The following is a 21,697-nucleotide window of genomic DNA, read 5'->3' as shown; positions in this document are numbered from 1 at the left end:
AAAGGCCCGGGAGCGATCCCGGGCCTTTTTCTTTCGTGGACGAGGCCGGGGACAGGCGCAAGCGCCGGTCCCCATCAGCGGCTCGGTTGAGCCTTCCGCCAGATCCAGCGCCCCGCCCAGACCACGGCCAGCAGGATCGTCAGCGAGCCGAACAGGTTGTTGCTGACTGTCTGGACCATCGGCCAGTGGGCGAAATAGCCGACGGCCGCGCCGATCCACCAGATCGCCCAGCACAGATAGAACGCAGGTTTCATGGGCTCTCCGCAGACGCTCGTCCGGCAAAGCGCGGCAAGGTCGCCCGGCGTTCCCCCAGGACCGCTCATCCCGGCGAACGCCGGGACCCAGATGGAGTGGCGGCGAGGCTGACGCCGATAGCGCAGAGCCTCTCCAACCCTCCACACCGCCTTGGGATCTGGGTCCCGGCATTCGCCGGGATGAGCGGCGTTTTGGGTCCTCACCGCGGGCTGTGGATCGGCTGGCTGGCCGCCCAGGGGGTCGCGGCGTCGGGCAGCGGGGCCGAAAGCTTGTCGACCGAGGCGAACAGGAAGGACAGCACGGCGACGCCGGAGATCAGAAGCAGTTTCATCGGAGCACCTGTGAGCATGGGTTTCGGCCGCATCGGCCTTACCCCTGCAAGATGCCCTTTCCGTGCGGGCTTTACGAACGATGGTATCTGCGCGAACTTGTCAGCCAGACTAACAAGCTGAAGCCAGCCATGCGCCTGCCGCCGTTCCTGACCCTGACCGCCCTTGAGGCCGCCGCCCGCCATCGCAGCTACAGCCGCGCGGCCCGCGAGCTGTTCGTCACCCACGGCGCCGTCAGCCAGCAGATCCGCAAGCTGGAGGACGAGCTGGGGACCAAGCTGTTCGTGCGCCAGGGCAACGCCATGGTCCCCACCGCCACCGGCCAACGCCTGGCCGGCCAGGTCGCCGAGGCCCTGACCACCCTGCGAGCCGGGGTCGACGAGGCCCGGCTGGCGGCCAGCGGCCCGCTGGTGATCAGCTCCAGCGCCGCCTTCGCTCGGGGCTGGCTGGTCACGCGCCTGGCGCGCCTGGCCGAGGAACTGGACGAGCCGGACCTGATCGTCCGGGCCGAGGACCGGGTGGCCGACCTGACCACCGACGGCGTCGACATCGCCCTGCGCTTCGGCTGTGGCGTCTGGCCCGGCGTGGAGTCGGCCACCCTGATGATCGAGCGGATCTTTCCGGTCTGCAGCCCCGACTTCCTGGCCCGCCATCCGATCGCCGAGCCGCGCGACCTGCTGGACGTTCCCCTGCTGCGGCACGTGGGCCTGCCCTGGTCGATCTGGCTGACCGCCGTGGGCGTCGACGAGGCCCCGCGCCAGCAGGGGCTGGGCTTCGAGGACACCGCCCTGATGCTCGACACCGCCGCCCACGGGGTGGGCGTGGCCCTGGCCCGCAGCGGCCTGGCCGAGCGCGACCTGCGCGAAGGCCGCCTGGTCCGTCCGTTCTCCGGCGAGGTGACGGTCGAGACCGGCAACCACTTCGTCTGGCGGGCCGACAGCCCGAAACTGGCGCGGATCCTGAAGCTGCGCGACTGGTTCCTGGCCGAGACCGCGGGATTGCGGGGCTAGGGATAGCTCCGAGCTATCCCCTTTTATACACTCGTCATTCCCGCCCTTGTGGCGGGAACCCCTGGGTCCGCTGACGGTGAAACAAAATGGCGCGCCAGCGCGCCACACCCCCGCACCTGCGGCGGATAAAGGGGTTCCCGCCACAAGGGCGGGAATGACGGACAGAGGGGATAGCGACGAACGTCAGTCAGCCGGGCGCCTCCCCACCCCGTCGATCACCTCGCCCATCCCGTCGGCGAACTTGCGCATCAGCCGCACCAACTCGTCGAACTCGCCCGGGCTCCAGTCGCGGAACAGCGCCAGGGCCATGCGCCCGCGCGCGGCGTCGACGGCGTCGGTGGCCGCCTTGCCCTGGGGGGTGATCACCGCCTCGCGGACCCGGCGGTCGGCCTGGCCGGCCCGGCGCAGGACCAACCCCAGCTCCTCCAGCCGCGCCACCTGGCGGCTGACCGTGGTGTGGTCTCGCCCCACCCGCCCAGCCAGGTCGACCACCCCGATCGGCCCCAGCCGCTCGACCAGCACCAGCAGCGGGAACAGGGCGCGCTCCAGCGACAGCCCCGCCTTGTCCAACATGGCCGCGTCGTTCTCGGGCCGGTTCAGCGCGCTGGCGATGTCGATCAGCGACCGGTGAAGCTGCGGCATGGCCTGCAGGATATGTGTATTTTGCACGTTATTTGTTGACACGCGTCCGGCGACCTCGATATGTGTGCACAATACACACATATCGAGGCGACCATGAACAAGCAAGCGGCCATCGAGGTCCTGATCTGCGGCGCCGGCGCGGCCGGCCTGACCCTGGCCATCGACCTGGCCCGGCGCGGCGTGTCGCTGCGGCTGGTCGACAAGCTGCCGGCCCCGTTCGCCGGCTCGCGCGGCAAGGGGATCCAGCCCCGCACCCAGGAGGTGTTCGAGGACCTCGGCGTCCTCGACCGTATGGTCGCGGCCGGCGGCCTCTACCCGCCGCAGCGGCTGCACCGCGCCGACGGGACCTCCATCGACAGCCAGGAGATCGTTCTGGCCGCGCCGACGGTCGAGGAGCCCTATCGCATGCCGCTGATGGTCCCCCAGTTCCGCACCGAGGCGGTGCTGCGCGAGCGCCTGGCCGAGCTGGGCGGCGCGGTCGCGTACGGCTGCGAACTGACCGGCTTTACCCAGGACGCCGAGGGCGTCACGGCTACGGTCGCCGGACCGGACGGGATCGAGACCGTCCGCTGCCGCTACCTCGTGGGCGGCGACGGCGGCCGCTCGTTCGTGCGCCGGACGCTTGGCATCGGCTTCCCCGGCCAGACCCTGGGCGTGCGGGCCATCGTCGCCGACATCCAGCTGGACGGCCTGTCGCGCGACGCCTGGCACCGGTCCGCAGAGGGCGACATGAGCCGGCAGATCAGCTTCTGCCCCCTGCCCCGCACCGACCTGTTCCAGCTGCAGGCGCCGATCCCGCCGGAAGGCGAAAGGGGTGAGATCGACCTGTCGACAGCCGGCCTGCAGGCCCTCGTCGACGCGCGCTGGCCGACTGGCGGCCTGACGGTGGGGAACGTCGCCTGGGCCTCGGCCTATAGCATGAACGCCCGCCTGGCCGACCGCTACCGCGTGGGCCGCGTGCTGCTGATGGGCGACGCCGCCCACATCCACCCGCCGACCGGCGGCCAGGGGCTGAACACCAGCCTGCAGGACGCCTATAACCTGGGCTGGAAGCTGGCGGCCGTGCTGGCCGGCGCCACCGACGCCCTGCTCGACACCTACGAGGAAGAACGCCGCCCAATCGCCGCCAGCATGCTGGGCCTGGCCACGGACCTGCTGGACAAGGCCCGGCAAGGCGACATGAAGCGCGGCCGCGAGGTGCACCAGCTGGACCTGGGTTACCGGCTCTCGTCCCTGGCCATGACCTCGCCGGCTAACCGCCCTGAGACCGCCCTGCAGCCGGGCGACCGCGCCCCCGATGGCGTGCTGCGCGGCGCGGCCGGGCGTCCCACCCGGCTGTTCGACCTGCTGGCCGGCCCGCACTGGACCTTGGTGGCCCGGACGACGGGCTCGGCCCGCCTGCCCGCCCCGCGTCCGGGCCTGCGCGTCCACACGGTCGGCGAGGACGGCGCGTTCCAGGACCCCGACGACGCCCTGGGCGCGACCTACGGCCTGGCCGAGGGCGACCTGGTGCTGATCCGGCCGGACGGCTATGTCGGCGCGATCCTGCCCGCCGCCGGCGGCGCGCGGCTGGAGGCCTATCTGGCGGACGTGGGCCTGGCGTCGGCGCGGGCCCCGCACGCGCGGGCGGCGTGAACTTCGCGATGGCTCGACGGGGATTCCTGCGCTAGCGGTCGGGCTCAAGCCCGCTGCGGAGTTCCCGATGCCCTTCGTCACCCATCGCGGCCAGCGCATTCACTACACCGTCGAGGGCGAGGGCCCGCTGGTCGTCCTGCAGCACGGCCTGTTCATGGACGCCGCCAGTTGGAAGGCCAATGGCGTGGTTGACGCCCTGGTCGGCCGCCAGCGCGTCGCCTGCGTCGACTCCCTGGGTCACGGCCAGAGCGACAAGCCCGTCGACCCGGCCCTCTACGCCCAGGACCAGCGGGCCGGCGACCTGGCCGCGGTGATCGACGCCCTGGGCGAAGAGAAGGCCGCCGTGCTCGGCTATTCGATGGGCGCGTGGATGGCGGTGGGGCTGGCCAAGCATCACCCCGAAAAGCTCTCGCGCCTGGTGGTTGGCGGCTGGGACCTGCTGAACGGGGTTCCCAAGACCCCGAACGGGCCGCTGACCTTCGACCTGTTCTGGGCCTTCGCCCGCGCCACGGCCCCGGCGCTGGTCGCCTGGGTGACGCCGGAGATCGAGCCGGCCATGCGCGCCTGTTTCGAGGCCCTGGCCCAGCTGGACGGCGCGCGCCAGGCCGTCCTGGACGGCGGCTTTCCGGTGCTGCTGTGGGACGGCGACCAGGACCCCTACGCCCCGCCGATGCAGGCCTTCGCCGCCGCCGAGAACCTGCCGTTCCTCTCCAGCCCCGGCGGCCACGTGCCGGCGATCGAGGCGCCGGGCCCGGAGACGGTGGCGGCCCTGGCGGCGTTCCTGGCGGGGTAGCTCAGGCGAAGGCCAACCGCAGCGCATAGCGAAGGGGCGTGCGCCCGGTGACGTAGAGCCGCTGGCCGGGGAGTTGCAGGCGTCCGCCGGCCCAACTGTAGGTCTCGCCGGAACTGACCTTCACCACGCCTTCGCCGTTGCCGGGCCCGATCAGCAGGCGCTCGTCGCCCAGGCGATAGCTGGCCTGCCCCTCCACCAGGTGGAAGCCGCCGTCGGCCAGGGGGCGGGCGCCCTCCAGGATCCCGCCGTCGCGCAGGGTCAGCTCCAGGGTCATGTCGACCATCTCCTCCCCCGTGCTTTCGAACAGCAGGCCGTAACCGTCCGGCTCGGGCCTGACCAGGATCCGGACGCCCAGCCGGTGGAAGGTCGCGGGCCGATGGCTGAAATCGAGCGCGCTGGTGAAGCGCCCGTCGATCGAAGGACTCAGGGCGTAGGCGCCGTCCGGCCGGCGCCGGTCGGCCGGCATCGGCTGGTAGTAGGGCACGGCCAGTTCGCCGCCCATGCGAACGGCGCCGTCGGGCTCCATCGCGATCTCGGACGGGCGGAAATGGCCCATGTTGAAGAAGTCCGGGATCAGCCGCACCGCGTCCACCACCAGGCCGCCCTTCCACAGCCGCATCAGCGTGGGGTTGGTGGCCAGCCCCGAACCGATCGTGTTGTAGAACGCCGAGGGCGCGCCGTCGGCGTACCAGTCGCTGCCGGCGTACAGGCTGGCGGTGATCGGGCCGCGCCGTTGGCGCACGAGCCCCACGGTCTTGAACTGACGACCCAGGTCGAGGAACGGCGGGGCTTCCGCCGGCAGGGGTCGCGCGAGTTCGGGCGTGTCGATGAAGTCGGCCAGGACGTCGGCCAGCCGGCCGTTGTCGTTGCGCTCGATCCAGCGCGCCACGCCGGCGAAACGGCGATCGCCGTCCAGCAGGGCCAGTTCGCGGAACTGCAGATAGTAGGCGTGCAGGGTCTGCCGACGCTGATCCTGGTCCTGGCGACGCGCCTGCACCGTCTCCACCTCGCCCCCGAACGGCTCGGCCAGGGCGATCGTGGTCTCGAGATTGCGCCGCACAAGGTCCCGCAGCCCGGCCAGGCCCGGCAGGCGAGCCAGCGCCAGCAGCGACGGGTTGCTGACCTCGGAGGCGTAGATCGCGCTTCGCTCGGAATGCAAACCGTCCGCGTCGATGTCGACGCCCTCGGCCAGCCACTGGTCGATGCGGGCCCGATAGGCGGGATCGGGGGCGACCTGGTCGATCCTGGCGAGCGCCGCGCACAGCTCCCAGCGATGGTTGGGCGTGTGGATACCGCCGGTCGCCAGGGCCGGGCCGGCCTTGCGCATCATCGCCATCAGCCGCGCGGCGAAGGCCTGGCTCTCGGGCCGCCGGTCCGCGCGCAGGCCGGCGGCCGCCACCGCCATGTCGCCGATCAGGAAGGCGGTGTCGGGCGGCGAGTGGCGGTTGCCGGCGCTGAACGTGCCGTCGTCGTGCTGGGCGGCCTCCACCTTGGCCAGCAGCGCCTCGATCGGCGCGAGCAGAGCGTCGTCGTGGAAAGCGTTCGAGCTCGGCCAGACGAACGGCGTCGTCAGGCGGCGCATCTGGCGAAGCACGCCGCGCGCGCCCCATCCGCCGCCGCCGGCGTCGGGCTTGGACAGGATCGCGGCCGCCTGCCGGTCCGCCGCGGCGGTGACCAGAGCCAGGGTCGCGACGTCCCGGTCGCCCGCGGCCGACGCGGGAAAGGCGGCGGCGCCGGCCGTCGCGGCCGTTCCGGCGAGGAATGTTCGTCGGCGCATGGTCGGCTTCCCTGTCGGATGGATGCGGCGTCCCTACCCCCGCCGAAACCCGCGCAGCACGTTGGCCTCGGTGCTCAGCTGCAGCGTCCGGTAATCGATGCGCGGCGTGTCGGAGAACAGCAGGTAGTAGTATTTCATCTGCTCGGACCACCAGTAGCCGGGGCAGTTGTCGCCCTGGGTCATCGGCCGGGTGGTGATGTCCTTCAGGGCCGTGTAGCCGAAGGCGGCGCGGCTGGTGGCCTTCATCTGGCGATAGTGGATGGCCGCCAACCTGCGGCAACGCTCGTCGCGGTCGAGCAGCCAGAGGTTCAGGCAGGCGTCGGGATATTCCGGGCGCAGGCCCGTGGCCTTGCGGCGCGGCTGCGCCGTGGTCACGTCGATCGACTCGGGGATCACCCCGAACCTGGCCTGCAAGTCGGTGAAGGACGCCAAGTAGTCGTCGCCCTGGGCCTTGCGACCGACCTGGCCCAGCAGGCCGGCATAATAGGCGGCGAGCTCGCTCTGGGCCGTGGAGGTCACGGCCCCGGTTTCGAAATCGACCATCGGGAACCACAGCCGGCCATCGTAGCGCTTGGCCTGATGGGCCAGTTGGGCGTCGACACACTCGACCGCCCAGCGCTTGCAGTCGGCGTCGCCGAACAGCTCCCAGGCGTCCCACAGGTATTCGTAGAAGCTGTCGGCATAGACGTCGATGCTGGCGTTGCGGCTGGTGAACTGGCCGGTTGTCGCGTGGAGATTGGCGGCCATCAGCCCGATCTTCGAGCGGCGGTCCAGGGCGTGGCGCATGGCGCGCTTGGCCATGTCGAAATACTTGCGGTCTCCGGTCAGCTGGCTCAGCACCCCGAATTCGGACAGGTAGGTGCCGATCTCGGCCAGGTTGGTCTCCGGGTCGCGGACCGCGCCGGTACGCAGGTTCACATAGCGCCAGGGCAGGCCGTGGGGTGAGGCCGCGAACGCCTTGGCCAGGCGGTCGGCCAGGTCGCGGGCCTTCTCCAGCAGCATGGGGTCGCCGCAAGCCAGGTGAGCCGACAGCAGGCCGCCGACCAGGCGGATATTGGTCTCGAACACCTGGGCGTCGCCGTCAACGTCGAAGTCGAGGCTCTGCCTGACCCAGTCGACCCCGGCCTGGAACTCGGCGTCCAGTCCCATGATCCACAGGGTGTCCAGCGCCTCGACCAGCGACAGGCCCAGGTCGTGGCCCTCGACGAAGAACGACGACGACGTGCCGCTGACCGGGTTGATCTCGTCCTTGCCCCAGGCCTTGGCGACATAGCTCTGCCAGGCCCACTGGAACTCGGCGCGGACGTCGGCGGCCAGAGCCTTCCAGTCTTCCGCGGCGGCGGTTTCGGCGGCGAGAGCCGGGGCGGCGGCGGCCGAGGCGGCCAGGGCTAGCGCGTGGCGGCGGGAGAGGCGCAAAGGGGTCATTGACGCAACCTAGACGGAGTCTGACGCCGGTCGCCAGAGCCGCTCCACCGCCCGTTTGCGCTGCGTCGCAGCAAAGCCTTGGCGACTGTGGGGTTGCTCGTGCTAGAAAAGCGGGCATGAACGCCGGGGCGAGCGCGCGACGCCTGTCCTCGCCGCGAGCAAGGCCCAATAGCAAGGCTTGTCTGAATGACGGATATCAAGACGGTCGGCGTGATCGGCGCTGGCCAGATGGGGTCGGGCATCGCTCATGTCGTCGCCCTCGGTGGCTATGACGTGCGCCTGCATGACGTCTCCCGCGAGCGCATCGAGGCGGGCCTGGCCCTGATCGAGAAGAACCTGGCCCGCCAGGTGCATCGCGGCATCATCGACGAGTCGGCCATGAGCGCGGCCCTGGCGCGGATCACCGCCGCCGAGGACCTGGCCCTGGTCGGCGCGACCGACCTGGCCATCGAGGCGGCGACCGAGAACGAGGAGATCAAGAAGTCGATCTTCCGCAATCTCCAGCCGCACCTGGGCGAGAACACCCTGCTGGCCTCCAACACCTCGTCGATCTCGATCACCCGGCTGGCCAGCGCCACCGACCGCCCGGAGCGGTTCATCGGCCTGCACTTCATGAACCCGGTCCCGCTGATGAAGCTGGTCGAGATCATCCGCGGCATCGCCACCGACGTGCCGACCTACGAGCGGGCCGTGGCCTTCGCCAAGTCGCTGGGCAAGATCACCTCGAACGCCGAGGACTTCCCGGCCTTCATCGTCAACCGCGTGCTGGTGCCGATGATCAACGAGGCGATCTACACTCTGTACGAGGGCGTGGGCACCGTCGACGCGATCGACACCGCCATGAAGCTGGGCGCCAACCATCCGATGGGCCCGCTGGAGCTGGGCGACTTCATCGGCCTGGACACCGTGCTCAGCATCATGAACGTGCTGCACGAGGGCCTGGCCGACAGCAAGTACCGTCCCTGCCCGTTGCTGGTGAAGTATGTCGAGGCCGGCTGGCTGGGCAAGAAGGCCGGCCGCGGCTTCTACGACTACCGCGGCGAGCACCCGGTCCCGACGCGGTAGGGGCTACCAGAGGGTCGGGACGCCGTAGCCGACAAGTTGCGGTCCCGGGTGATCACCGTGGCGTTCTCAACGAGTCCCTGGGCGGCGATCAGTCGATCGAAAGGGTCGCCGTGCTGGCGCGGCAACCGCCCCGCCACCACCGCGTGGCGTGCGTCGACAGGCAACCAGGCGAAATCGAGCCGGCGCACCGCGTCCTCGATATCGGCCGGCAGGAGGCCGAGTTCGGCGCTGCGCGATCGCTTGAACTCGATCTCATAAGCGCACGCGACGCTGACCAGCACGTCGTTGTCGGTGTCCATCAGCAATGCGGCGAGTCTCGGCGGCAGACGGCGCGACTGGGCCAAGGCCCAGATCAGGGCGTGCGTATCAGGCAGCAGCTTCATCGTCGGATGGAAAGATGGGCCCGTCGACCGCCGCCAGGGTTTCGGGATCGGGTCCGATAAAAAGGCCTTCGGGCAGGTCGAGATTCAGGTGATCCCAGACGCCGAGCTGGCGCTGGCGTTTCTCCGAAGGTCCGGCCGGCGTCGCGACCGCCAGGACCTTGCCGTCGCGGACCAACGTGACCTCCTCGCCCGCGTCGATATGGGCGAGCAGTTGATCGCGCGCGCCCGACGCATCGATGTCGACTTGGATCGTCATATCCGCAACTTAGCATGGAACATATCGAGAACCAAGCCCTGCCGCCGGCTGCTGGACCGTCGAAGCGGTGCTGGTTGGGCTGATCCTCTAGGACGGCCTCAAGGGCCGCTGGCTGACGCCCTGGTGGCTGACCCTGGGCGTGGCCATCCACCTGACCATGTTCCAGGCCCCGACCTGGCCGGGCGTCGTCGCGGCGCACAGCTGGCGGGGCCTTCCCTCCGGCTAGGCGGATCGACACAGGTCCAGGGGCCGGAAGCCCGTCGTTCGACAAGCTCAGGATCAGGTTTTCGACTGCCGAGCCTGCCAATGGCCCTCATCCTGAGCCTGTCGAAGGATGAGGACCAGGCACGGCCTTGAGGGCCTAAATCCATCGAGGGGCGTCGAGACTCCCCGCCCCCTTCGCGCTAAGGTGGAGCCGAGAGCCAGACCGGGGAGAGGGCGACATGGCCGGGTTCATGATTTCGCTTCGCGCCAAGGCCGACGACAGCAAGATCGGTCCGGCCCGCTACCTGAGGATCGGCGACGACGGCGCCCAGACCGCGCTCAGCCCCACCGCCTGGCGCAAGGCGGTGCTGGACAGCTTCACCGAGAAGACCCCGCAGGGCCTGCCCCGCGGCGACCTGCTGTTCTATGTCCACGGCTTCAACACCAGCTTCAAGGACGCCCTGAAGGGCGACGCCGACAACCGCGCCAAGCTGGCGGCGCATGGCTGGACCGGGGTCTATGTCAGCTACGACTGGCCGTCCCTGGGCGAAACCCTGGGCTACTACGCCGACCGCAGCAACGCCCGGGCCAGCGCCAACGCCCTGATCGACTCGGCCCTGGCGATGTTCGTCGGCGCCATCGTGCCCGACTGCCAGGTGCGGGTCAGCCTCATGGCCCATTCGATGGGGGCCTTCGTAGTGCGCCAGGCGTTCAGCTGGGCCTACCAGGACGTCAAGACCAACGCCAAGGCCTGGTCGATCTCGCAGCTGCTGCTGGTGGCCGGCGACGTCTCGCAGGGCAGCCTGTCGGCCGACCAGGACGGCGGCCGCTGGTTCAACAAGTATGTCGGCCGGACCACCCTCTATTCGAACCGCTTCGACAGCGTGCTGAAGATCTCGGACCTTAAGAACGGCGAACCGACGCCGCGGGCCGGGCGGGTGGGCCTGCCGGCCGACGCGCCCGCCTCGTTCTGCGACATCGACTGCAGCGCGCTGTTCAACGGCCTGGACCTCAGCCTCGCCCAGCGGGTCAACCCGGCCACGGCCCACTGCTTCTACTTCAAGCAGGACGCCTTCTGGCGCGACGCGGTGCTGACCCTGGAGGGCGGCATCGACCGCCACGTGATCCCGACCCGCGCCCTGCTGGGGACGACCGACAACCGCTTCACCCTGAAGACCAAGCCGATCACCGCGGCCGAGTACCAGGCGGCGCTGCAGCTGGCCCAGGCGGGGAACTGAGTCGAAGCCTGTCCCGGCTGACGACGGCGGTTGCTACCCCGCCCCCATCGCCACGGCCACGTGGTAGACGATGAACGAGGCCAGGTAGGCCAGGCTGGTCATGTAGAGGAACATCACGGTCGGCCACAGCCAGCCGTTGGTCTCGCGCTTGACCACGCCCAGGGTCGCGGCGCATTGCGGGGCGAAGACGTACCAGGCCAGGAACGACAGGGCCGTGGCCAGCGACCACTGGTGCGACAGCAGGACGCCCAGGTTGGTGCCGGCCTCGTCGTCGCCGCCCACGGCGTAGACGGTGCCCAGGGCGGCCACCGCCACCTCGCGGGCCGCGAAACCGGGGATCAGCGCGACGGTCATTTGCCAGTTGAAGCCGATGGGCTGCATGACGGGCGCGATGAAGTGCCCGATCCGCCCGGCGAAGCTGTAGTCGATGGCCGGTCCCGTCGCGCCCGCCGGCGGATAGGGGAAGGTCGACAGCACCCAGACCAGCACCATCAGCGGAAGGATGATGCGGCCGGCCCGCTCGATGAAGATCCGGGCCCGGGTCCACAGGTTCAGCAGCACGTTGCGCGGCTCGGGCCAGCGGTAGGTCGGCAGCTCCATCATGAACGGCTCGACCGTGCCGCGCCAAAAGATCTTGCGGATCACGAACGACACGACGAGAGCGCTGACGATGCCGCTGGCGTAGAGGCCGAACATCACCAGGCCCGGCAGGCTGAGCACGCCCCAGACCTTGGTGTGCGGAATGAAGGCGGCGATGATCAGGGTGTAGACCGGGATCCGCGCCGAACAGGTCATCAGCGGAGCGACCAGGATGGTGGTCAGCCGGTCGTGCTTGTTGTCGATCACCCGCGTCGACATGATGCCGGGAATGGCGCAGGCGAAGCTTGAGAGCAGCGGAATGAACGCCCGGCCGTGCAGGCCCGCCCCGCCCATGATCTTGTCCATCAGGAAGGCCGCGCGGGTCATGTAGCCGCTGTCTTCCAGCACCAGGATGAAGAAGAACAGGATCACGATCTGCGGCAGGAAGACCAGCACGCTGCCGACCCCGGCGATCAGGCCGTCGGTGATCAGGCTCTGGAACAGGCCGTGCGGCAGGACGGCGGCGACGCCGGCGCTCAGGGCCGCGAAGCCCGCCTCGATCAGGCCCATCAGCGGCTCGGCCCAGGTGAACACCGCCTGGAACATCACGAACAGCAGCAGGCCCAGGATCAGCAGGCCGGCGGCCGGGTGCAGCAGCACCGCGTCGACCTTGCCCGTGACGGTGTCCGGTCGCTCGGGCGGGCGGACGCAGGCCTTGACGATGCGCTGGGCTTCGCGGTGGGCGGCGCGGATCTCGGCGGCGGTCGGCTCGCGCCAGACGTTCTCGTGCTCGCCCGCATGGCTCACGGAGAGCGCGTCGGCCTTGGCGACCAGCTCCTCCAGGCCGCGCTTGCGAGTGGCCACGGTGGTGACGATCGGCGCGCCGATCTCGGCCGACAGCCGCTCCAGGTCGATCCGCAGGCCCTGGCGCTGGGCGATGTCGAACATGTTGAGCGCCAGGACGAACGGCCGGCCCACCTGCTTGAGCTCCAGCACCAGCCGCAGCACCAGCCGCAGGTTGGTGGCGTCGGCCACGCAGATCAGCACGTCGGGCGCGGCCTCGCCCGCCAGCTTGCCCAGCACCGCGTCGCGGGTGACCACCTCGTCGGGGCTGCGGGCCCGCAGGCTGTAGGTCCCCGGCAGGTCCAGCACGTGGGCCCCGCGGCCGCTGGCCATGGTCAGCACGCCCTCCTTGCGCTCGACGGTGACGCCGGCGTAGTTGGCCACCTTCTGGCGGCTGCCGGTCAGGGCGTTGAACAGGGCTGTCTTGCCGGAATTGGGATTGCCGACCAGCGCCAGGCGCGCGGGCCGCGAGACGGCGGTGTCGGTCAAGACGTCAGGCCTCTTCGAACTGGACGGTGACGGCGGCGGCCTCGCGGCGGCGCAGGGCCACGCGCATGTCGTCGATGCGCACGGCGATCGGGTCGCGGCCGAACAGGCCCTCGTGCAGCACCTCGAACGCGGCGCCCTCGACGAAGCCCATCTCCAGCAGCCGGCGCTCCAGTTCCTCGGGATCGATCGACTCCGACCGCCCGGTCTCGCCGCCGACCCGCACGATCACCCCCCGCTGGCCCTTGCGGGCCTGGCTGAGCGGGCTCTCGGCCCCGCGCGAGGCGGGGATGTCGGTGAAGTCTGGGGCTAGGCTGAGAGCGTCGGACATGGTCGCACCGGAAAAACTTGCGAACGATTATCAGTCCAAGGTCACGCTGTCATGCGGCGATTGGATGGCGCGATGTCGCGGCGCGGCGGACACGAACGAAGAGAGCTCGACCCCGGCGCGGATCAGCTGGCGCGATCGCCCTCCACCTGGGGGCTTTCGCGACGCTAGGGACCCGGGGCGGCCGCAAGGCCTTCGCCCAGTCCCTGGGGTCCGGACAGCCTGTGCGACGCTTCCGGGATGGCGAGAATTTTGGGAGTCCCTACCGCCGCGCCAAGCCGTCCAGCATCCATAGCGCCGCCAGCGTGCCGAACAGGACGGCCAGGGCCGAGAACAGGAACATGCGCACGCCCTGGGCCAGGGCGACGCTGAGGGTGGTCAGGGCGGCCAGGGCCCAGGCCGAGGCCAGGATCTTGCCCTCCAGCGAGGTCAGGGCCGGCCGGGGCGGCAGCAGCAGGCGGCTGGCGCGGCGCGCCGATCGCCACAGATCTTTTGCTCGAACCTCGGCCCGCACCGGAAATCCTCCCCCTCCAACACTGACGCTAAAAGTGTAGGGACGGTCGCGGCTTGCGTCCATGGGGAAAGATCGGCGTTATCCGTATTTCCCCAAGCCAGGACGATGTTATGCCTGATTAAGTCGCATACCCGACAATATTGACCCCCATTGGCGGACGGACAGGTAGGCTCCACCATTGTTGAGGCGCCGAGACCGGGGAAATTGGGGCTCTGGAGCGAAGGTTTGGAGGGGGAGGACGATTTCCTGGCGGTCGACCCGCCCTAGAACGCCGGCGCGACGATCGCCCGGGCCGCGACCTCGTCGCGCAGCACCTGCTCGACCAGCAGCTCGATGCTGTCGAACTTCAGCTCGGGACGCAGGAAGGCGATCAGGTCGGTCTCGATGACCTGGCCGTAGAGATCCTCGTCGAAGTCGAACAGCCAGGTCTCCAGCCGGGTCTCGACCTCGCCGGTGGTGGGGTTGTTGCCGAGGTTGGCCACGCCCGGCACCTCGCGGCCGTCGGGCAGACGGGTGCGGGTGGCGTAGACGCCCAGCTTGGGCACCACATAGTCCTCGACCTCGACATTGGCCGTGGGGAAACCCAGCTGACGGCCCAGCTGCTGGCCGCGGCGGACCACGCCCTCGATCGCGAACGGCCGGCCCAGGATCCGCGCCGCGCCCTCGGGATGGCCGTCGCGCAGGGCGTCACGCACGCCGGTCGAGGAGAACTTCTCGCCCTCGCGGTTGGCGACCGGCTCGGCCACCGAGACCGAGAAGCCGTACTCCGCGCCATAGGCCTTCATCAGGTCGGCGCTGCCGGTGCGGCCCCGGCCGAACGAGATGTCGAAGCCGACGGCGACATGCTTCACGCCTAGACCACCGACCAAGACCTTTTCCACGAACTCGCGGTCGCCGAAGCTGGCCATCTCGAAGTCGAACGGCAGCAGGTACAGCCGGTCCACGCCCAGGGCCTCCAGCGCGCGGGCCTGCTGGTTGTGGGTCATCAGCTTGAAGGCCGGCTCGGTCGGCCGGAACAGCCGGCGCGGGTGCGGGTCGAAGGTGACCACGCCTAGCGACGTCCTGCCGGCCAGCGCCGCTTTCGCGGCCTGGGCGATCACCTGCTGGTGGCCGCGGTGCACGCCGTCGAAATTGCCCAGGGCCACGGCCGCGCCGCGATCCTCTTCGGGCAGGTCCTTCCAGCCGTGGATGGTCTTCAGGGGCATGCGGACGTCCTTACGCCGGGTTGGCCATTAAACCCCGATCCGCTCATCCCGGCGAATGCCGGGACCCAGATGGAATGGCTTTGAGCCGGGCTCCAGGAACGCCGAGTTTTTCCAGCCCACTCGGACGCTTTGGGATCTGGGTCCCGGCATTCGCCGGGATGAGCGGAGAAAGAGTGACTCGGCATTGAGCATTTCGTCCTTAGGCGGTCGTCCGGCGCGGAACCAGGACCACGGCCTCGCCATCGACCACGGCCTTGCCGCGCACCAGGCAGGTGGTGGCCAGGGTCACCCGGGCCTTGGCCGCGTCGATGGCCGTCACCGTGGCGCGGGCCGTGACCTCGTCGCCGATCCGCACCGGCCGCTTGAAGGCCAGGGACTGCGACAGGTAGACCGCGCCCGGCCCGGGCAGGGTCGTGCCCAGCACCGCCGAGATGTAGCCGGCCGACAGCATGCCGTGGGCGATGCGCTCGCCGAAGCTGGTGGTCGCGGCGTAGTCGGCGTCCAGGTGCACCGGGTTGGTGTCGCCGGTCACCTCGGCGAAGGCGACCAGGTCGGCCTCGGCCACGGCGCGGACCAGCTCGGCCGACTGGCCGACGCTGAGATCCTCGAGAAACAGTCCCGGCATGACGCCCTCTTCTCTTTCTTCCTGTGGCTGACGATCGGTCCTACCAGACCAGGTCGGCCATGGCGTGGGTCGCGCCCACCCGCTCGGCGGCCAGCAGGCCCTCGACCCGGGCCGGATCCAGGCGACCGTCGGGACCGACCGCGTGCTCGCCGTGGATGCCCTTGGCGATGAACAGGCAGGCCAGGCCCTGGTCGTGGGCGCCCTTGACGTCGGTGATCACCCCGTCGCCGATGCACAGGACCCGCGTGCGGTCGACCGGGCCGCCCTTCAGCGCCTCGGCCTCAGCCAGGGCCAGGTCGTAGATCGCCTTGTAGGGCTTGCCGGCCATCAGCACCTCGCCGCCCAGGACCTCGTAGAGGTCGGCCAGCGAGCCGCCGCAATAGATCAGCCGCGAGCCGCGCTGCACCACCCGGTCGGGATTGGCGCAGATCAGGGTCAGGCCGCGCTCGGCGGCGATCGCCAGGCGGTCGCGATAGTCGTCGGGGACCTCGTTCTCGTCGTCGACCATGCCGGTGACGGCGACGAAGGCCGCGTCCTCGGGGCCGGCGGTCTCCAGGCCCAGGCCGTCATAGAGCGGCATGTCGCGGTCGGGGCCGACGATCCAGGCCGGGCCGGGGGCGCGGGCGGCCAGCAGGGTGCGGGTGGCGTCGCCCGAGGTCACGAAGGCGCTCCACGCCTCGCGCGGCACGCCCAGGCGGTCCAGCTGCTCGACCACGTGCTCGGACGGGCGAGGCGAGTTGGAGATCAGGATCACCGGCCCGTGGCGGGTCCGCCACTCGACCAGGGCCTGGCAGGCCTCCGGGAAGCTCTCGACCCCGTTGTGGATCACCCCCCAGACGTCGCACAGCAGCACGTCATAGCGGTCGGCAAGGGCGGAGAGGCCAGGGGGCAGGTCGGTCATGGACAGGGGCGGTACCGGGCGGAGACGGGCGCGTCAACGCTAGCGCATGTAGGGACGCGGCGGCGCGAGGGCCAGCGGAGAGCTTTCGGGTCGTCGACCTCGTGATTGGCAGGATCGTGCATCAAGCGAGCAGGATCGGCCTACCGCCCGACGGGCTCCGCATGGCACACCCCCGCCCGTTCATCTCCCCCTGAACCTTCGAGGACTATCCGATGGCCATCGCAAAAGGCTACGCGGCCGCGACCGCGTCCGCCCCGCTGACCCCCTTCACCTTCGACCGCCGCGAGCCCAATGACGACGACGTCGTCATCGCCATCAAGCATTGCGGCGTCTGCCACTCCGACATCCACATGGTCGACAACGGCTGGGGCCAGAGCGTCTATCCGATCGTGCCCGGCCACGAGATCACCGGCGTCGTCACCGCCGTCGGGTCCAAGGTCAGCCGCTTCAAGGAAGGCGACCGCGTCGGGGTCGGCTGCTTCGTCGACAGCTGCACCACCTGCGCCGCCCGCGACCTGGACCGCGAGCAGTACATGCCCGGCCTGGTCCTGACCTACAGCGGCTTCGAGCCGGGCAGCGATCTGCCGACCTACGGCGGCTATTCCGACCACATGGTGGTCAAGGAAGGCTACGTGCTGTCGATCCCCGACAACCTGGCCCTGGACGCCGCCGCGCCGCTGCTGTGCGCCGGCATCACCCTCTATTCGCCGCTGCGCCACTGGAACGCCGGCCCCGGCAAGTCGGTGGCCATCGTCGGCCTGGGCGGCCTGGGCCACATGGGCGTCAAGCTGGCCCATGCCCTGGGCGCGGAGGTGACGGTGCTGAGCCAGACCCTGTCCAAGCAGGAAGACGGCCTCAAGATGGGCGCCGACCACTACCACGCCACCAGCGACCCGAAGACCTTCGAGACCCTGGCCGGAACCTTCGACCTGATCATCTGCACGGTGTCGGCCGGGATCGACTGGGGCGCTTATCTGAGCCTGCTGAAGGTCGACGGGACCATGGTGCTGGTCGGTGCGCCCGAAGAGCCCGTGCCGCTGAACGCCTTCGCCCTGATCCCCGGCCGCCGCACCCTGGCCGGTTCGATGATCGGCTCGATCAAGGAGACCCAGGAGATGCTCGACTTCTGTGGTGAACACGGCATCGTCGCCGACATCGAGACGATCGCCATCGACCAGATCAACGACGCCTACAAGCGCATGCAGAAGAGCGACGTGCGCTACCGGTTCGTGATCGACATGAGCACGCTGTAGGGCGTTCGGGGACCAGGGACACGTATGCGTGCCCCTGGTCCCCGTCATCCTCGGACTTGTTCCGAGGACCCCTCGTTCCGCCGAGCTGTCGTTTGGAGCTAGGCCGCAGCCTCACCGCTTCTCGGACCAACCTTCTTCGCGGTTGAAGCAGGGGTCCTCGGAACAGGTCCGAGGATGACGGCGGTGGAGCTCACGTCGCGTCGTGGAAGATCACCCCCAGCACGCGCCGCCGGCCCGCGCGCACGGTGCTGACGCCGTGGCGCAGCACCCGCCGGTGGACGCCGCGCGCGCCGGTGGCGGGCCGGTCACGGACCGCGAAGATCACCCCCTCCCCCTGCTTCAGCGGCACGACCTGCGGCCGCGACTGCTGGCGGGGGCGCTGCTCCACCAGCACGAACTCGCCGCCCTCGAAGTCGCGGCCAGGCTCGTCCAGCAGGAAGGCGGCCTGCAGCGGGAAGACGTGCTCGCCGTAGAGGTCCTGGTGCAGGCAGTTGTAGTCGCCCGGGCCATAGGTCAGCAGCAGGGGCGTGGGCCGCGCCTGGCCCGCCGCGTGGCAGCGGGCCAGCATGTCGTCCAGCTCTTCCGGAAACCGCCGCTCCTCGCCCAGCGCCTGCATCCAGCGGTTGGCGACGGCGGCCAATGGCCCGTACAGCCCCTGGCGCAGCCTCTGCACCGGGTCGGGCAAGGGATAGCTGAAGTACTTGTATTCGCCCTGGCCGAAGCCGTGGCGGGCCATCACCACCCGGCTGCGAAAGCCGGCCTCCTGGTCGTAGAGGCCGGCGATCCGCTGGCAGGTTTCGGGCTTCAGCAGCGGCCCGGTCAGGGCCCAGCCCTGGGCGTCGAGCTCGGCGACGATGCGGGTCCAGTCCAGGCTCATGCCGCCTGGCTCAGGCGGGCTTCCCGGGCCAGCAGGGCCGCCTTGCGCGCGACGCCCCAGCGATAGCCGGACAGCCCGCCGTCGGCCCGCACCACTCGGTGGCAAGGGGTGAGCACCGCCAGCGGATTGGCCCCGCAGGCCTGGGCCACGGCCCGGGCGGCGGTCGGACGGCCGATGGCCCGCGCCACCTCGGCATAGGAGGCGGTGGTCCCGGCCGGGATCGCCCGCAGCGCCGCCCAGACCGCCTGCTGCAGGGGCGTGCCCCGAGCGTCCAGCGGCAGGTCCAGCGCCGCGCCCCGGCCGTCGATCTCCGCCGCCACGGCGCGGAGCTCGGCCTCCAGCCCGGCCGGGTCGGGCGTCAGCCGAGCCGAGCGGAAACGGCGTTCCAGGTCGCGGACCAGTACGGCCTGGTCGTCGCCCAGGGTCACCAGCCGCAGGCCAGCCTCCGAGCGGGCGACCAGGGCCAGGCCGAGGGTCGTCGGAACCGTGGCCCAGCGCAGGGTCTCGCGCGGCTGGTCGGGCTTGCAGCGCAGGCAGGGGCGGAAGCCGGCGGCCCGGGCGCTCTCGCGGGTGTCGTGGAATTCGACGTTCTTGCGCAGCGGCCGCCCGGCGCAACTGGCCAGGCAATAGACGCCGGTGGTGCGCACGGCGATGAAGAAGGCGCCGTCGAGGTCGCGGTCGCGGCGGCGCATGGCCTCCCAGCGCGCGTCGTCGGTGGAAGCTTGAGAAGCGGTCATGGTCGGTCTCCTTTCGTGAAAAGGAGCATGCGCGCCATGACCTGGGACGTCATTCCGATGCTTGCTGTTCTGGCTTTGCGCCGCGGATACTGGGCGCCGTGGCGCGAATTCCCCGTCCTTCGACAAGCTCAGGATGAGGAATTCGAATTCAACCGCCGCATCAAAGTAGCCCTCATCCTGAGCCTGTCGAAGGACGAGGGCGGCTCATGGGCGCGGGTCCCGCCTTAACCGTCCGCGGTCCCCGCCGGTCCGCAGACCAGGTCGACCATGACCGGGATCGTGGCCTCCAGCTGTTCGCGCGTCTCGCCGGCCCGGGCGCGGACCGACAGGGCGTTCATCAGCATGCTGGCCACGCGGCCGAGCGCCACGGGGTCGACCGTCGGCGGAAGCTCGCCCCTGGCCTGACGGCGCGTCATCAGGCCTTCGATACCCCGGTCCAGCTCGTGCATGCCGTCGGCGACGATCTGGCGCACCTCTTCGTCGATCAGCGCCTGGCCCAGGCCCGCGCTGGCCAGAAAACAGCCTCGCCCGCCCGCGTCGTCCGACAGGTAGAAGCCCAGGGCCGTGTGGTAGATCCGCGTCAGGACCTCGCGCAGCGAGCCGCCGCCGCGGAACGCCTGGGTCATCGCCGCCCGCGAGCTGTCCATGTAGTGATCCAGCGCGGACTTGAACAGCGCCTGCTTGTCGCCGAACGCCCCGTACAGGCTGGGCCGGTTCATGCCCGTCGCCGCGCTCAGGTCGTCCAGCGAGGCGCCCGCGAAGCCTTGGGCCCAGAAGATGTCCGTGGCCTTGGCCAGGGCCACTTCCGGATCGTAGGCGCGGGGCCTGCCCCGGCGTTTCACGGCGTTATCGGACATCGGACTCTCCTGGCCGAATTCTACTTTTTGTACCGTTTCGCATTTTATTCCTTGACCGTCGTTATTTTTATGCGAAACAGTACGGAAATGCAATGGAGGGTTCGATGGATCTCTACTTTTCACCGATGGCCTGCTCGATGGCGACGCGGATCGCGGCCTATGAGGCGGGCACCGACATCCGTTTCCTGAAGGTCGACACCAAGGCCCGGCCCAAGCGGGTGGAGGACGGGACCGAGTTCCTGACCGTCAACGCCCTGGGCCAGGTGCCCGTGCTGCGCACCGACGACGGCGAGCTGATCGTCGAGAACCCCGTGATCCTGCAGTACATCGCCGACCGCTTCCCGGCCGCCGGCCTGATCCCGCCCGACGGCGTCGAGCGCCGCAAGGTGCAGAGCTGGCTCGGCTTCATCGGTTCGGAGCTGCACGTCGGCGCCTTCACCGCCCTGCTGAATTCCAAGGCTCCGGACGGCGCCAAGGCCTTCGCCCGCGAGCGGCTGGTCGAGCGCCTGGCCCATCTCGACGCCCACCTGAAGGGCCGCGAGTTCCTGCAGGGCCGGTTCAGCGTCGCCGACGCCTATCTGTTCGTGATGCTGACCTGGGCCCGCTACCTGGCCCTGGACTTCACGCCCTATCCGGCCCTGACCGCCTATCGGGACCGCCTGCAGACCCGGCCCTCGGTGGCGCGGGCCTTCGACGAGGAATTCACCCTGTTCAAGGCCGCGGCCTAGCCGAGACCTGAACGGGGACAGGCCCATGGGCCTGTCCCCAGCCGCCCCCCGCTTCTTCCTCCCCAGGAGATAAATCATGCGTAGCTTCATCATCGCCGTCGCGGCCCTCGCCGCGACGGGCGGCCCCGCCATGGCCGAAACCAAGGCCCAGAACGGCTGGCTGACCCTCAGCGCTCCGGCCACCCAGGACCACGTCGTGTTCGACGGCGCGGTCTGGCGCTGCAAGGGCGACACCTGCCGCTCGACCCAGGTCAAGTCGCTGCCGCCCCTGCGCAGCTGCAAGCGCCTGGCGCGCGAGCTGGGGCCGATCACCAGCTTCGGCTATCGCGGCGTGACCCTGTCCGAAGCGCAACTGGCGGACTGCAACCCGGTGCAGGTCGCCAAGACCCCGGCGGCGTCCGAAGTCGCCGCGGCCCACTGAGCTCCGACCTCGGAGGAGGACCTTGGGGACGGGCGCTCGCGCCTGTCCCCAACTTTTCCGGCCGCCATCTCCAACGCTCGTCATCCTCGGACTTGTTCCGAGGACCCCTCGGCCCGCTGAGCCGTCGGTTGGGTTGGGGCCGCGATCTCGCCGCCCCACGGATCAGCCTTCTTCGCGGTTGAAGCAGGGGTCCTCGGAACAAGTCCGAGGATGACGGACGTGGGCTAAATGTCGAAGCTATGAAGGTTGTTCACCCGGGGAGCGGCTGAGAAGCTGGGGTTGCGAAGCTCCAACCTTGGCCGGAGGTCTCCCCGGATGAACGTCCACAAGA

Annotated in this window: 25 protein-coding genes; 9 read left to right on the top strand and 16 right to left on the bottom strand. The window is 69.9% G+C overall.

Going from position 1 to position 21,697, the window contains the following annotated elements; translation table 11 throughout:
* Positions 1-74: 74 nt before the first annotated feature.
* Together ASD47_RS21505 and ASD47_RS27985 are read right to left on the bottom strand one after the other, a co-directional pair.
* Complete coding sequence (locus tag ASD47_RS21505) at positions 75-254, bottom strand: hypothetical protein (protein WP_056761090.1); 180 nt, start codon at positions 252-254, stop codon at positions 75-77.
* A gap of 200 nt (positions 255-454) precedes the next feature.
* A complete protein-coding gene (locus ASD47_RS27985; RefSeq protein WP_255355533.1) occupies positions 455-586 on the bottom strand; it encodes a hypothetical protein in 132 nt (43 codons plus the stop codon).
* Positions 587-715: 129 nt separating this feature from the next.
* Between ASD47_RS27985 and ASD47_RS21500 the strand changes: the two genes are divergently transcribed.
* On the top strand, positions 716-1,594 hold the full coding sequence (locus ASD47_RS21500; RefSeq protein WP_056761087.1) for a LysR substrate-binding domain-containing protein: 879 nt from the start codon (positions 716-718) through the stop codon (positions 1,592-1,594).
* 183 nt (positions 1,595-1,777) lie between these two features.
* Here ASD47_RS21500 and ASD47_RS21495 read toward each other — a convergent pair whose 3' ends face one another.
* Complete coding sequence (locus ASD47_RS21495) at positions 1,778-2,263, bottom strand: MarR family winged helix-turn-helix transcriptional regulator (RefSeq protein ID WP_235526064.1); 486 nt, start codon at positions 2,261-2,263, stop codon at positions 1,778-1,780.
* Between the two features lie 66 nt (positions 2,264-2,329).
* Between ASD47_RS21495 and ASD47_RS21490 the strand changes: the two genes are divergently transcribed.
* Both ASD47_RS21490 and ASD47_RS21485 read left to right on the top strand, forming a co-directional pair.
* A complete protein-coding gene (locus tag ASD47_RS21490) occupies positions 2,330-3,871 on the top strand; it encodes an FAD-dependent oxidoreductase (protein ID WP_056761079.1) in 1,542 nt (513 codons plus the stop codon).
* Between the two features lie 67 nt (positions 3,872-3,938).
* Positions 3,939-4,664 (top strand): alpha/beta fold hydrolase, encoded by a 726-nt coding sequence (locus ASD47_RS21485; protein WP_056761075.1) that lies wholly within the window; start codon positions 3,939-3,941, stop codon positions 4,662-4,664.
* Position 4,665: 1 nt separating this feature from the next.
* On the opposite strand, the gene ASD47_RS21480 is transcribed toward ASD47_RS21485, so the two are convergent.
* Both ASD47_RS21480 and ASD47_RS21475 read right to left on the bottom strand, forming a co-directional pair.
* Positions 4,666-6,441: a hypothetical protein gene (locus ASD47_RS21480; protein WP_056761072.1), complete on the bottom strand. Its 1,776-nt coding sequence runs from the start codon at positions 6,439-6,441 to the stop codon at positions 4,666-4,668.
* Between the two features lie 33 nt (positions 6,442-6,474).
* Positions 6,475-7,866 (bottom strand): glycoside hydrolase family 47 protein, encoded by a 1,392-nt coding sequence (locus ASD47_RS21475; RefSeq protein ID WP_056761070.1) that lies wholly within the window; start codon positions 7,864-7,866, stop codon positions 6,475-6,477.
* Between the two features lie 186 nt (positions 7,867-8,052).
* Between ASD47_RS21475 and ASD47_RS21470 the strand changes: the two genes are divergently transcribed.
* Positions 8,053-8,931 (top strand): 3-hydroxybutyryl-CoA dehydrogenase, encoded by an 879-nt coding sequence (locus tag ASD47_RS21470; RefSeq protein WP_056761067.1) that lies wholly within the window; start codon positions 8,053-8,055, stop codon positions 8,929-8,931.
* Here the strand turns inward: ASD47_RS21470 and ASD47_RS21465 are convergent.
* Both ASD47_RS21465 and ASD47_RS21460 read right to left on the bottom strand, forming a co-directional pair.
* Positions 8,898-9,314 carry a type II toxin-antitoxin system VapC family toxin gene (locus tag ASD47_RS21465; protein ID WP_235526062.1) on the bottom strand — a complete coding sequence of 139 codons (417 nt, stop codon included), beginning with the start codon at positions 9,312-9,314 and terminating at the stop codon, positions 8,898-8,900. The genes ASD47_RS21470 and ASD47_RS21465 overlap by 34 nt on opposite strands.
* A complete protein-coding gene (locus tag ASD47_RS21460; RefSeq protein ID WP_056761064.1) occupies positions 9,298-9,570 on the bottom strand; it encodes a hypothetical protein in 273 nt (90 codons plus the stop codon). The genes ASD47_RS21465 and ASD47_RS21460 overlap by 17 nt, the downstream gene beginning before the upstream one ends.
* A gap of 443 nt (positions 9,571-10,013) precedes the next feature.
* Here ASD47_RS21460 and ASD47_RS21455 point away from each other — a divergent pair, with 443 nt between their 5' ends.
* Positions 10,014-11,012, top strand: a complete 999-nt coding sequence (locus ASD47_RS21455) for an alpha/beta fold hydrolase (protein WP_056761062.1) — start codon at positions 10,014-10,016, stop codon at positions 11,010-11,012.
* Between the two features lie 33 nt (positions 11,013-11,045).
* Here the strand turns inward: ASD47_RS21455 and feoB are convergent, their stop codons facing one another.
* The 6 genes from feoB to ASD47_RS21425 all read right to left on the bottom strand — a co-directional run bounded on the left by feoB (position 11,046) and on the right by ASD47_RS21425 (position 16,493).
* The gene (gene feoB, locus ASD47_RS21450) at positions 11,046-12,923 is read right to left on the bottom strand and encodes a ferrous iron transport protein B (protein ID WP_056761060.1); all 1,878 of its coding nucleotides are present in this window, start codon (positions 12,921-12,923) and stop codon (positions 11,046-11,048) included.
* A gap of 4 nt (positions 12,924-12,927) precedes the next feature.
* Entirely contained in the window at positions 12,928-13,251 is a 324-nt protein-coding gene (locus tag ASD47_RS21445) for a FeoA family protein (RefSeq protein ID WP_188916236.1), read from the bottom strand.
* Between the two features lie 259 nt (positions 13,252-13,510).
* Positions 13,511-13,762, bottom strand: a complete 252-nt coding sequence (locus tag ASD47_RS21440) for a hypothetical protein (RefSeq protein WP_230983885.1) — start codon at positions 13,760-13,762, stop codon at positions 13,511-13,513.
* A 263-nt stretch (positions 13,763-14,025) separates the two neighbouring features.
* Positions 14,026-14,967 (bottom strand): bifunctional riboflavin kinase/FAD synthetase, encoded by a 942-nt coding sequence (locus ASD47_RS21435; RefSeq protein WP_056761057.1) that lies wholly within the window; start codon positions 14,965-14,967, stop codon positions 14,026-14,028.
* A gap of 199 nt (positions 14,968-15,166) precedes the next feature.
* Positions 15,167-15,592: a MaoC family dehydratase gene (locus tag ASD47_RS21430; RefSeq protein ID WP_056761054.1), complete on the bottom strand. Its 426-nt coding sequence runs from the start codon at positions 15,590-15,592 to the stop codon at positions 15,167-15,169.
* Positions 15,593-15,632: 40 nt separating this feature from the next.
* Positions 15,633-16,493 (bottom strand): TIGR01459 family HAD-type hydrolase, encoded by an 861-nt coding sequence (locus ASD47_RS21425; RefSeq protein WP_056761052.1) that lies wholly within the window; start codon positions 16,491-16,493, stop codon positions 15,633-15,635.
* Positions 16,494-16,705: 212 nt separating this feature from the next.
* On the opposite strand from ASD47_RS21425, the gene ASD47_RS21420 reads away from it, so the two are divergent.
* Entirely contained in the window at positions 16,706-17,746 is a 1,041-nt protein-coding gene (locus ASD47_RS21420) for an NAD(P)-dependent alcohol dehydrogenase (RefSeq protein WP_056761049.1), read from the top strand.
* 190 nt (positions 17,747-17,936) lie between these two features.
* Here ASD47_RS21420 and ASD47_RS21415 read toward each other — a convergent pair whose 3' ends face one another.
* Both ASD47_RS21415 and ASD47_RS21410 read right to left on the bottom strand, forming a co-directional pair.
* Positions 17,937-18,623, bottom strand: coding sequence for a 2OG-Fe(II) oxygenase (locus ASD47_RS21415; protein WP_056761047.1), 687 nt, complete (start codon positions 18,621-18,623; stop codon positions 17,937-17,939).
* A complete protein-coding gene (locus ASD47_RS21410; protein ID WP_056761043.1) occupies positions 18,620-19,360 on the bottom strand; it encodes a methylated-DNA--[protein]-cysteine S-methyltransferase in 741 nt (246 codons plus the stop codon). The genes ASD47_RS21415 and ASD47_RS21410 overlap by 4 nt, the downstream gene beginning before the upstream one ends.
* Positions 19,361-19,396: 36 nt before the next feature.
* Here ASD47_RS21410 and ASD47_RS21405 point away from each other — a divergent pair, with 36 nt between their 5' ends.
* Positions 19,397-19,588, top strand: coding sequence for a hypothetical protein (locus ASD47_RS21405; RefSeq protein WP_156402371.1), 192 nt, complete (start codon positions 19,397-19,399; stop codon positions 19,586-19,588).
* On the opposite strand, the gene ASD47_RS21400 is transcribed toward ASD47_RS21405, so the two are convergent.
* Entirely contained in the window at positions 19,585-20,217 is a 633-nt protein-coding gene (locus ASD47_RS21400; RefSeq protein ID WP_056761037.1) for a TetR/AcrR family transcriptional regulator, read from the bottom strand. The two genes, ASD47_RS21405 and ASD47_RS21400, sit on opposite strands and share 4 nt — an antisense overlap.
* 104 nt (positions 20,218-20,321) lie before the next feature.
* On the opposite strand from ASD47_RS21400, the gene ASD47_RS21395 reads away from it, so the two are divergent.
* Positions 20,322-20,945, top strand: coding sequence for a glutathione S-transferase C-terminal domain-containing protein (locus ASD47_RS21395; protein WP_056761656.1), 624 nt, complete (start codon positions 20,322-20,324; stop codon positions 20,943-20,945).
* A 76-nt stretch (positions 20,946-21,021) separates the two neighbouring features.
* A complete protein-coding gene (locus ASD47_RS21390) occupies positions 21,022-21,366 on the top strand; it encodes a hypothetical protein (RefSeq protein WP_056761034.1) in 345 nt (114 codons plus the stop codon).
* The last annotated feature ends 331 nt before the right edge of the window (positions 21,367-21,697 follow it).

This window comes from Caulobacter sp. Root1472, assembly GCF_001426985.1.
In the GTDB taxonomy this organism is placed as follows: domain Bacteria; phylum Pseudomonadota; class Alphaproteobacteria; order Caulobacterales; family Caulobacteraceae; genus Caulobacter; species Caulobacter rhizosphaerae.
This window is presented reverse-complemented; position numbering and strand designations above follow the sequence as displayed.

Excerpts from the sequence above, each read along its gene's own strand:
- ASD47_RS21415 (WP_056761047.1), bottom strand. The coding sequence starts at position 18,623 with ATGAGCCTGGACTGGACCCGCATCGTCGCCGAGCTCGACGCCCAGGGC.
- ASD47_RS21390 (WP_056761034.1), top strand. The coding sequence starts at position 21,022 with ATGCGTAGCTTCATCATCGCCGTCGCGGCCCTCGCCGCGACGGGCGGC.
- ASD47_RS21430 (WP_056761054.1), bottom strand. The coding sequence starts at position 15,592 with ATGCCGGGACTGTTTCTCGAGGATCTCAGCGTCGGCCAGTCGGCCGAG.
- ASD47_RS27985 (WP_255355533.1), bottom strand. The coding sequence starts at position 586 with ATGAAACTGCTTCTGATCTCCGGCGTCGCCGTGCTGTCCTTCCTGTTC.
- ASD47_RS21395 (WP_056761656.1), top strand. The coding sequence starts at position 20,322 with ATGGATCTCTACTTTTCACCGATGGCCTGCTCGATGGCGACGCGGATC.
- ASD47_RS21465 (WP_235526062.1), bottom strand. The coding sequence starts at position 9,314 with ATGAAGCTGCTGCCTGATACGCACGCCCTGATCTGGGCCTTGGCCCAG.
- ASD47_RS21485 (WP_056761075.1), top strand. The coding sequence starts at position 3,939 with ATGCCCTTCGTCACCCATCGCGGCCAGCGCATTCACTACACCGTCGAG.
- ASD47_RS21500 (WP_056761087.1), top strand. The coding sequence starts at position 716 with ATGCGCCTGCCGCCGTTCCTGACCCTGACCGCCCTTGAGGCCGCCGCC.
- ASD47_RS21445 (WP_188916236.1), bottom strand. The coding sequence starts at position 13,251 with ATGTCCGACGCTCTCAGCCTAGCCCCAGACTTCACCGACATCCCCGCC.
- ASD47_RS21470 (WP_056761067.1), top strand. The coding sequence starts at position 8,053 with ATGACGGATATCAAGACGGTCGGCGTGATCGGCGCTGGCCAGATGGGG.
- ASD47_RS21425 (WP_056761052.1), bottom strand. The coding sequence starts at position 16,493 with ATGACCGACCTGCCCCCTGGCCTCTCCGCCCTTGCCGACCGCTATGAC.
- ASD47_RS21400 (WP_056761037.1), bottom strand. The coding sequence starts at position 20,217 with ATGTCCGATAACGCCGTGAAACGCCGGGGCAGGCCCCGCGCCTACGAT.
- ASD47_RS21420 (WP_056761049.1), top strand. The coding sequence starts at position 16,706 with ATGGCCATCGCAAAAGGCTACGCGGCCGCGACCGCGTCCGCCCCGCTG.
- ASD47_RS21490 (WP_056761079.1), top strand. The coding sequence starts at position 2,330 with ATGAACAAGCAAGCGGCCATCGAGGTCCTGATCTGCGGCGCCGGCGCG.
- ASD47_RS21405 (WP_156402371.1), top strand. The coding sequence starts at position 19,397 with ATGACCTGGGACGTCATTCCGATGCTTGCTGTTCTGGCTTTGCGCCGC.
- ASD47_RS21480 (WP_056761072.1), bottom strand. The coding sequence starts at position 6,441 with ATGCGCCGACGAACATTCCTCGCCGGAACGGCCGCGACGGCCGGCGCC.
- ASD47_RS21475 (WP_056761070.1), bottom strand. The coding sequence starts at position 7,866 with ATGACCCCTTTGCGCCTCTCCCGCCGCCACGCGCTAGCCCTGGCCGCC.
- ASD47_RS21460 (WP_056761064.1), bottom strand. The coding sequence starts at position 9,570 with ATGACGATCCAAGTCGACATCGATGCGTCGGGCGCGCGCGATCAACTG.
- ASD47_RS21455 (WP_056761062.1), top strand. The coding sequence starts at position 10,014 with ATGGCCGGGTTCATGATTTCGCTTCGCGCCAAGGCCGACGACAGCAAG.
- ASD47_RS21410 (WP_056761043.1), bottom strand. The coding sequence starts at position 19,360 with ATGACCGCTTCTCAAGCTTCCACCGACGACGCGCGCTGGGAGGCCATG.
- ASD47_RS21435 (WP_056761057.1), bottom strand. The coding sequence starts at position 14,967 with ATGCCCCTGAAGACCATCCACGGCTGGAAGGACCTGCCCGAAGAGGAT.
- ASD47_RS21505 (WP_056761090.1), bottom strand. The coding sequence starts at position 254 with ATGAAACCTGCGTTCTATCTGTGCTGGGCGATCTGGTGGATCGGCGCG.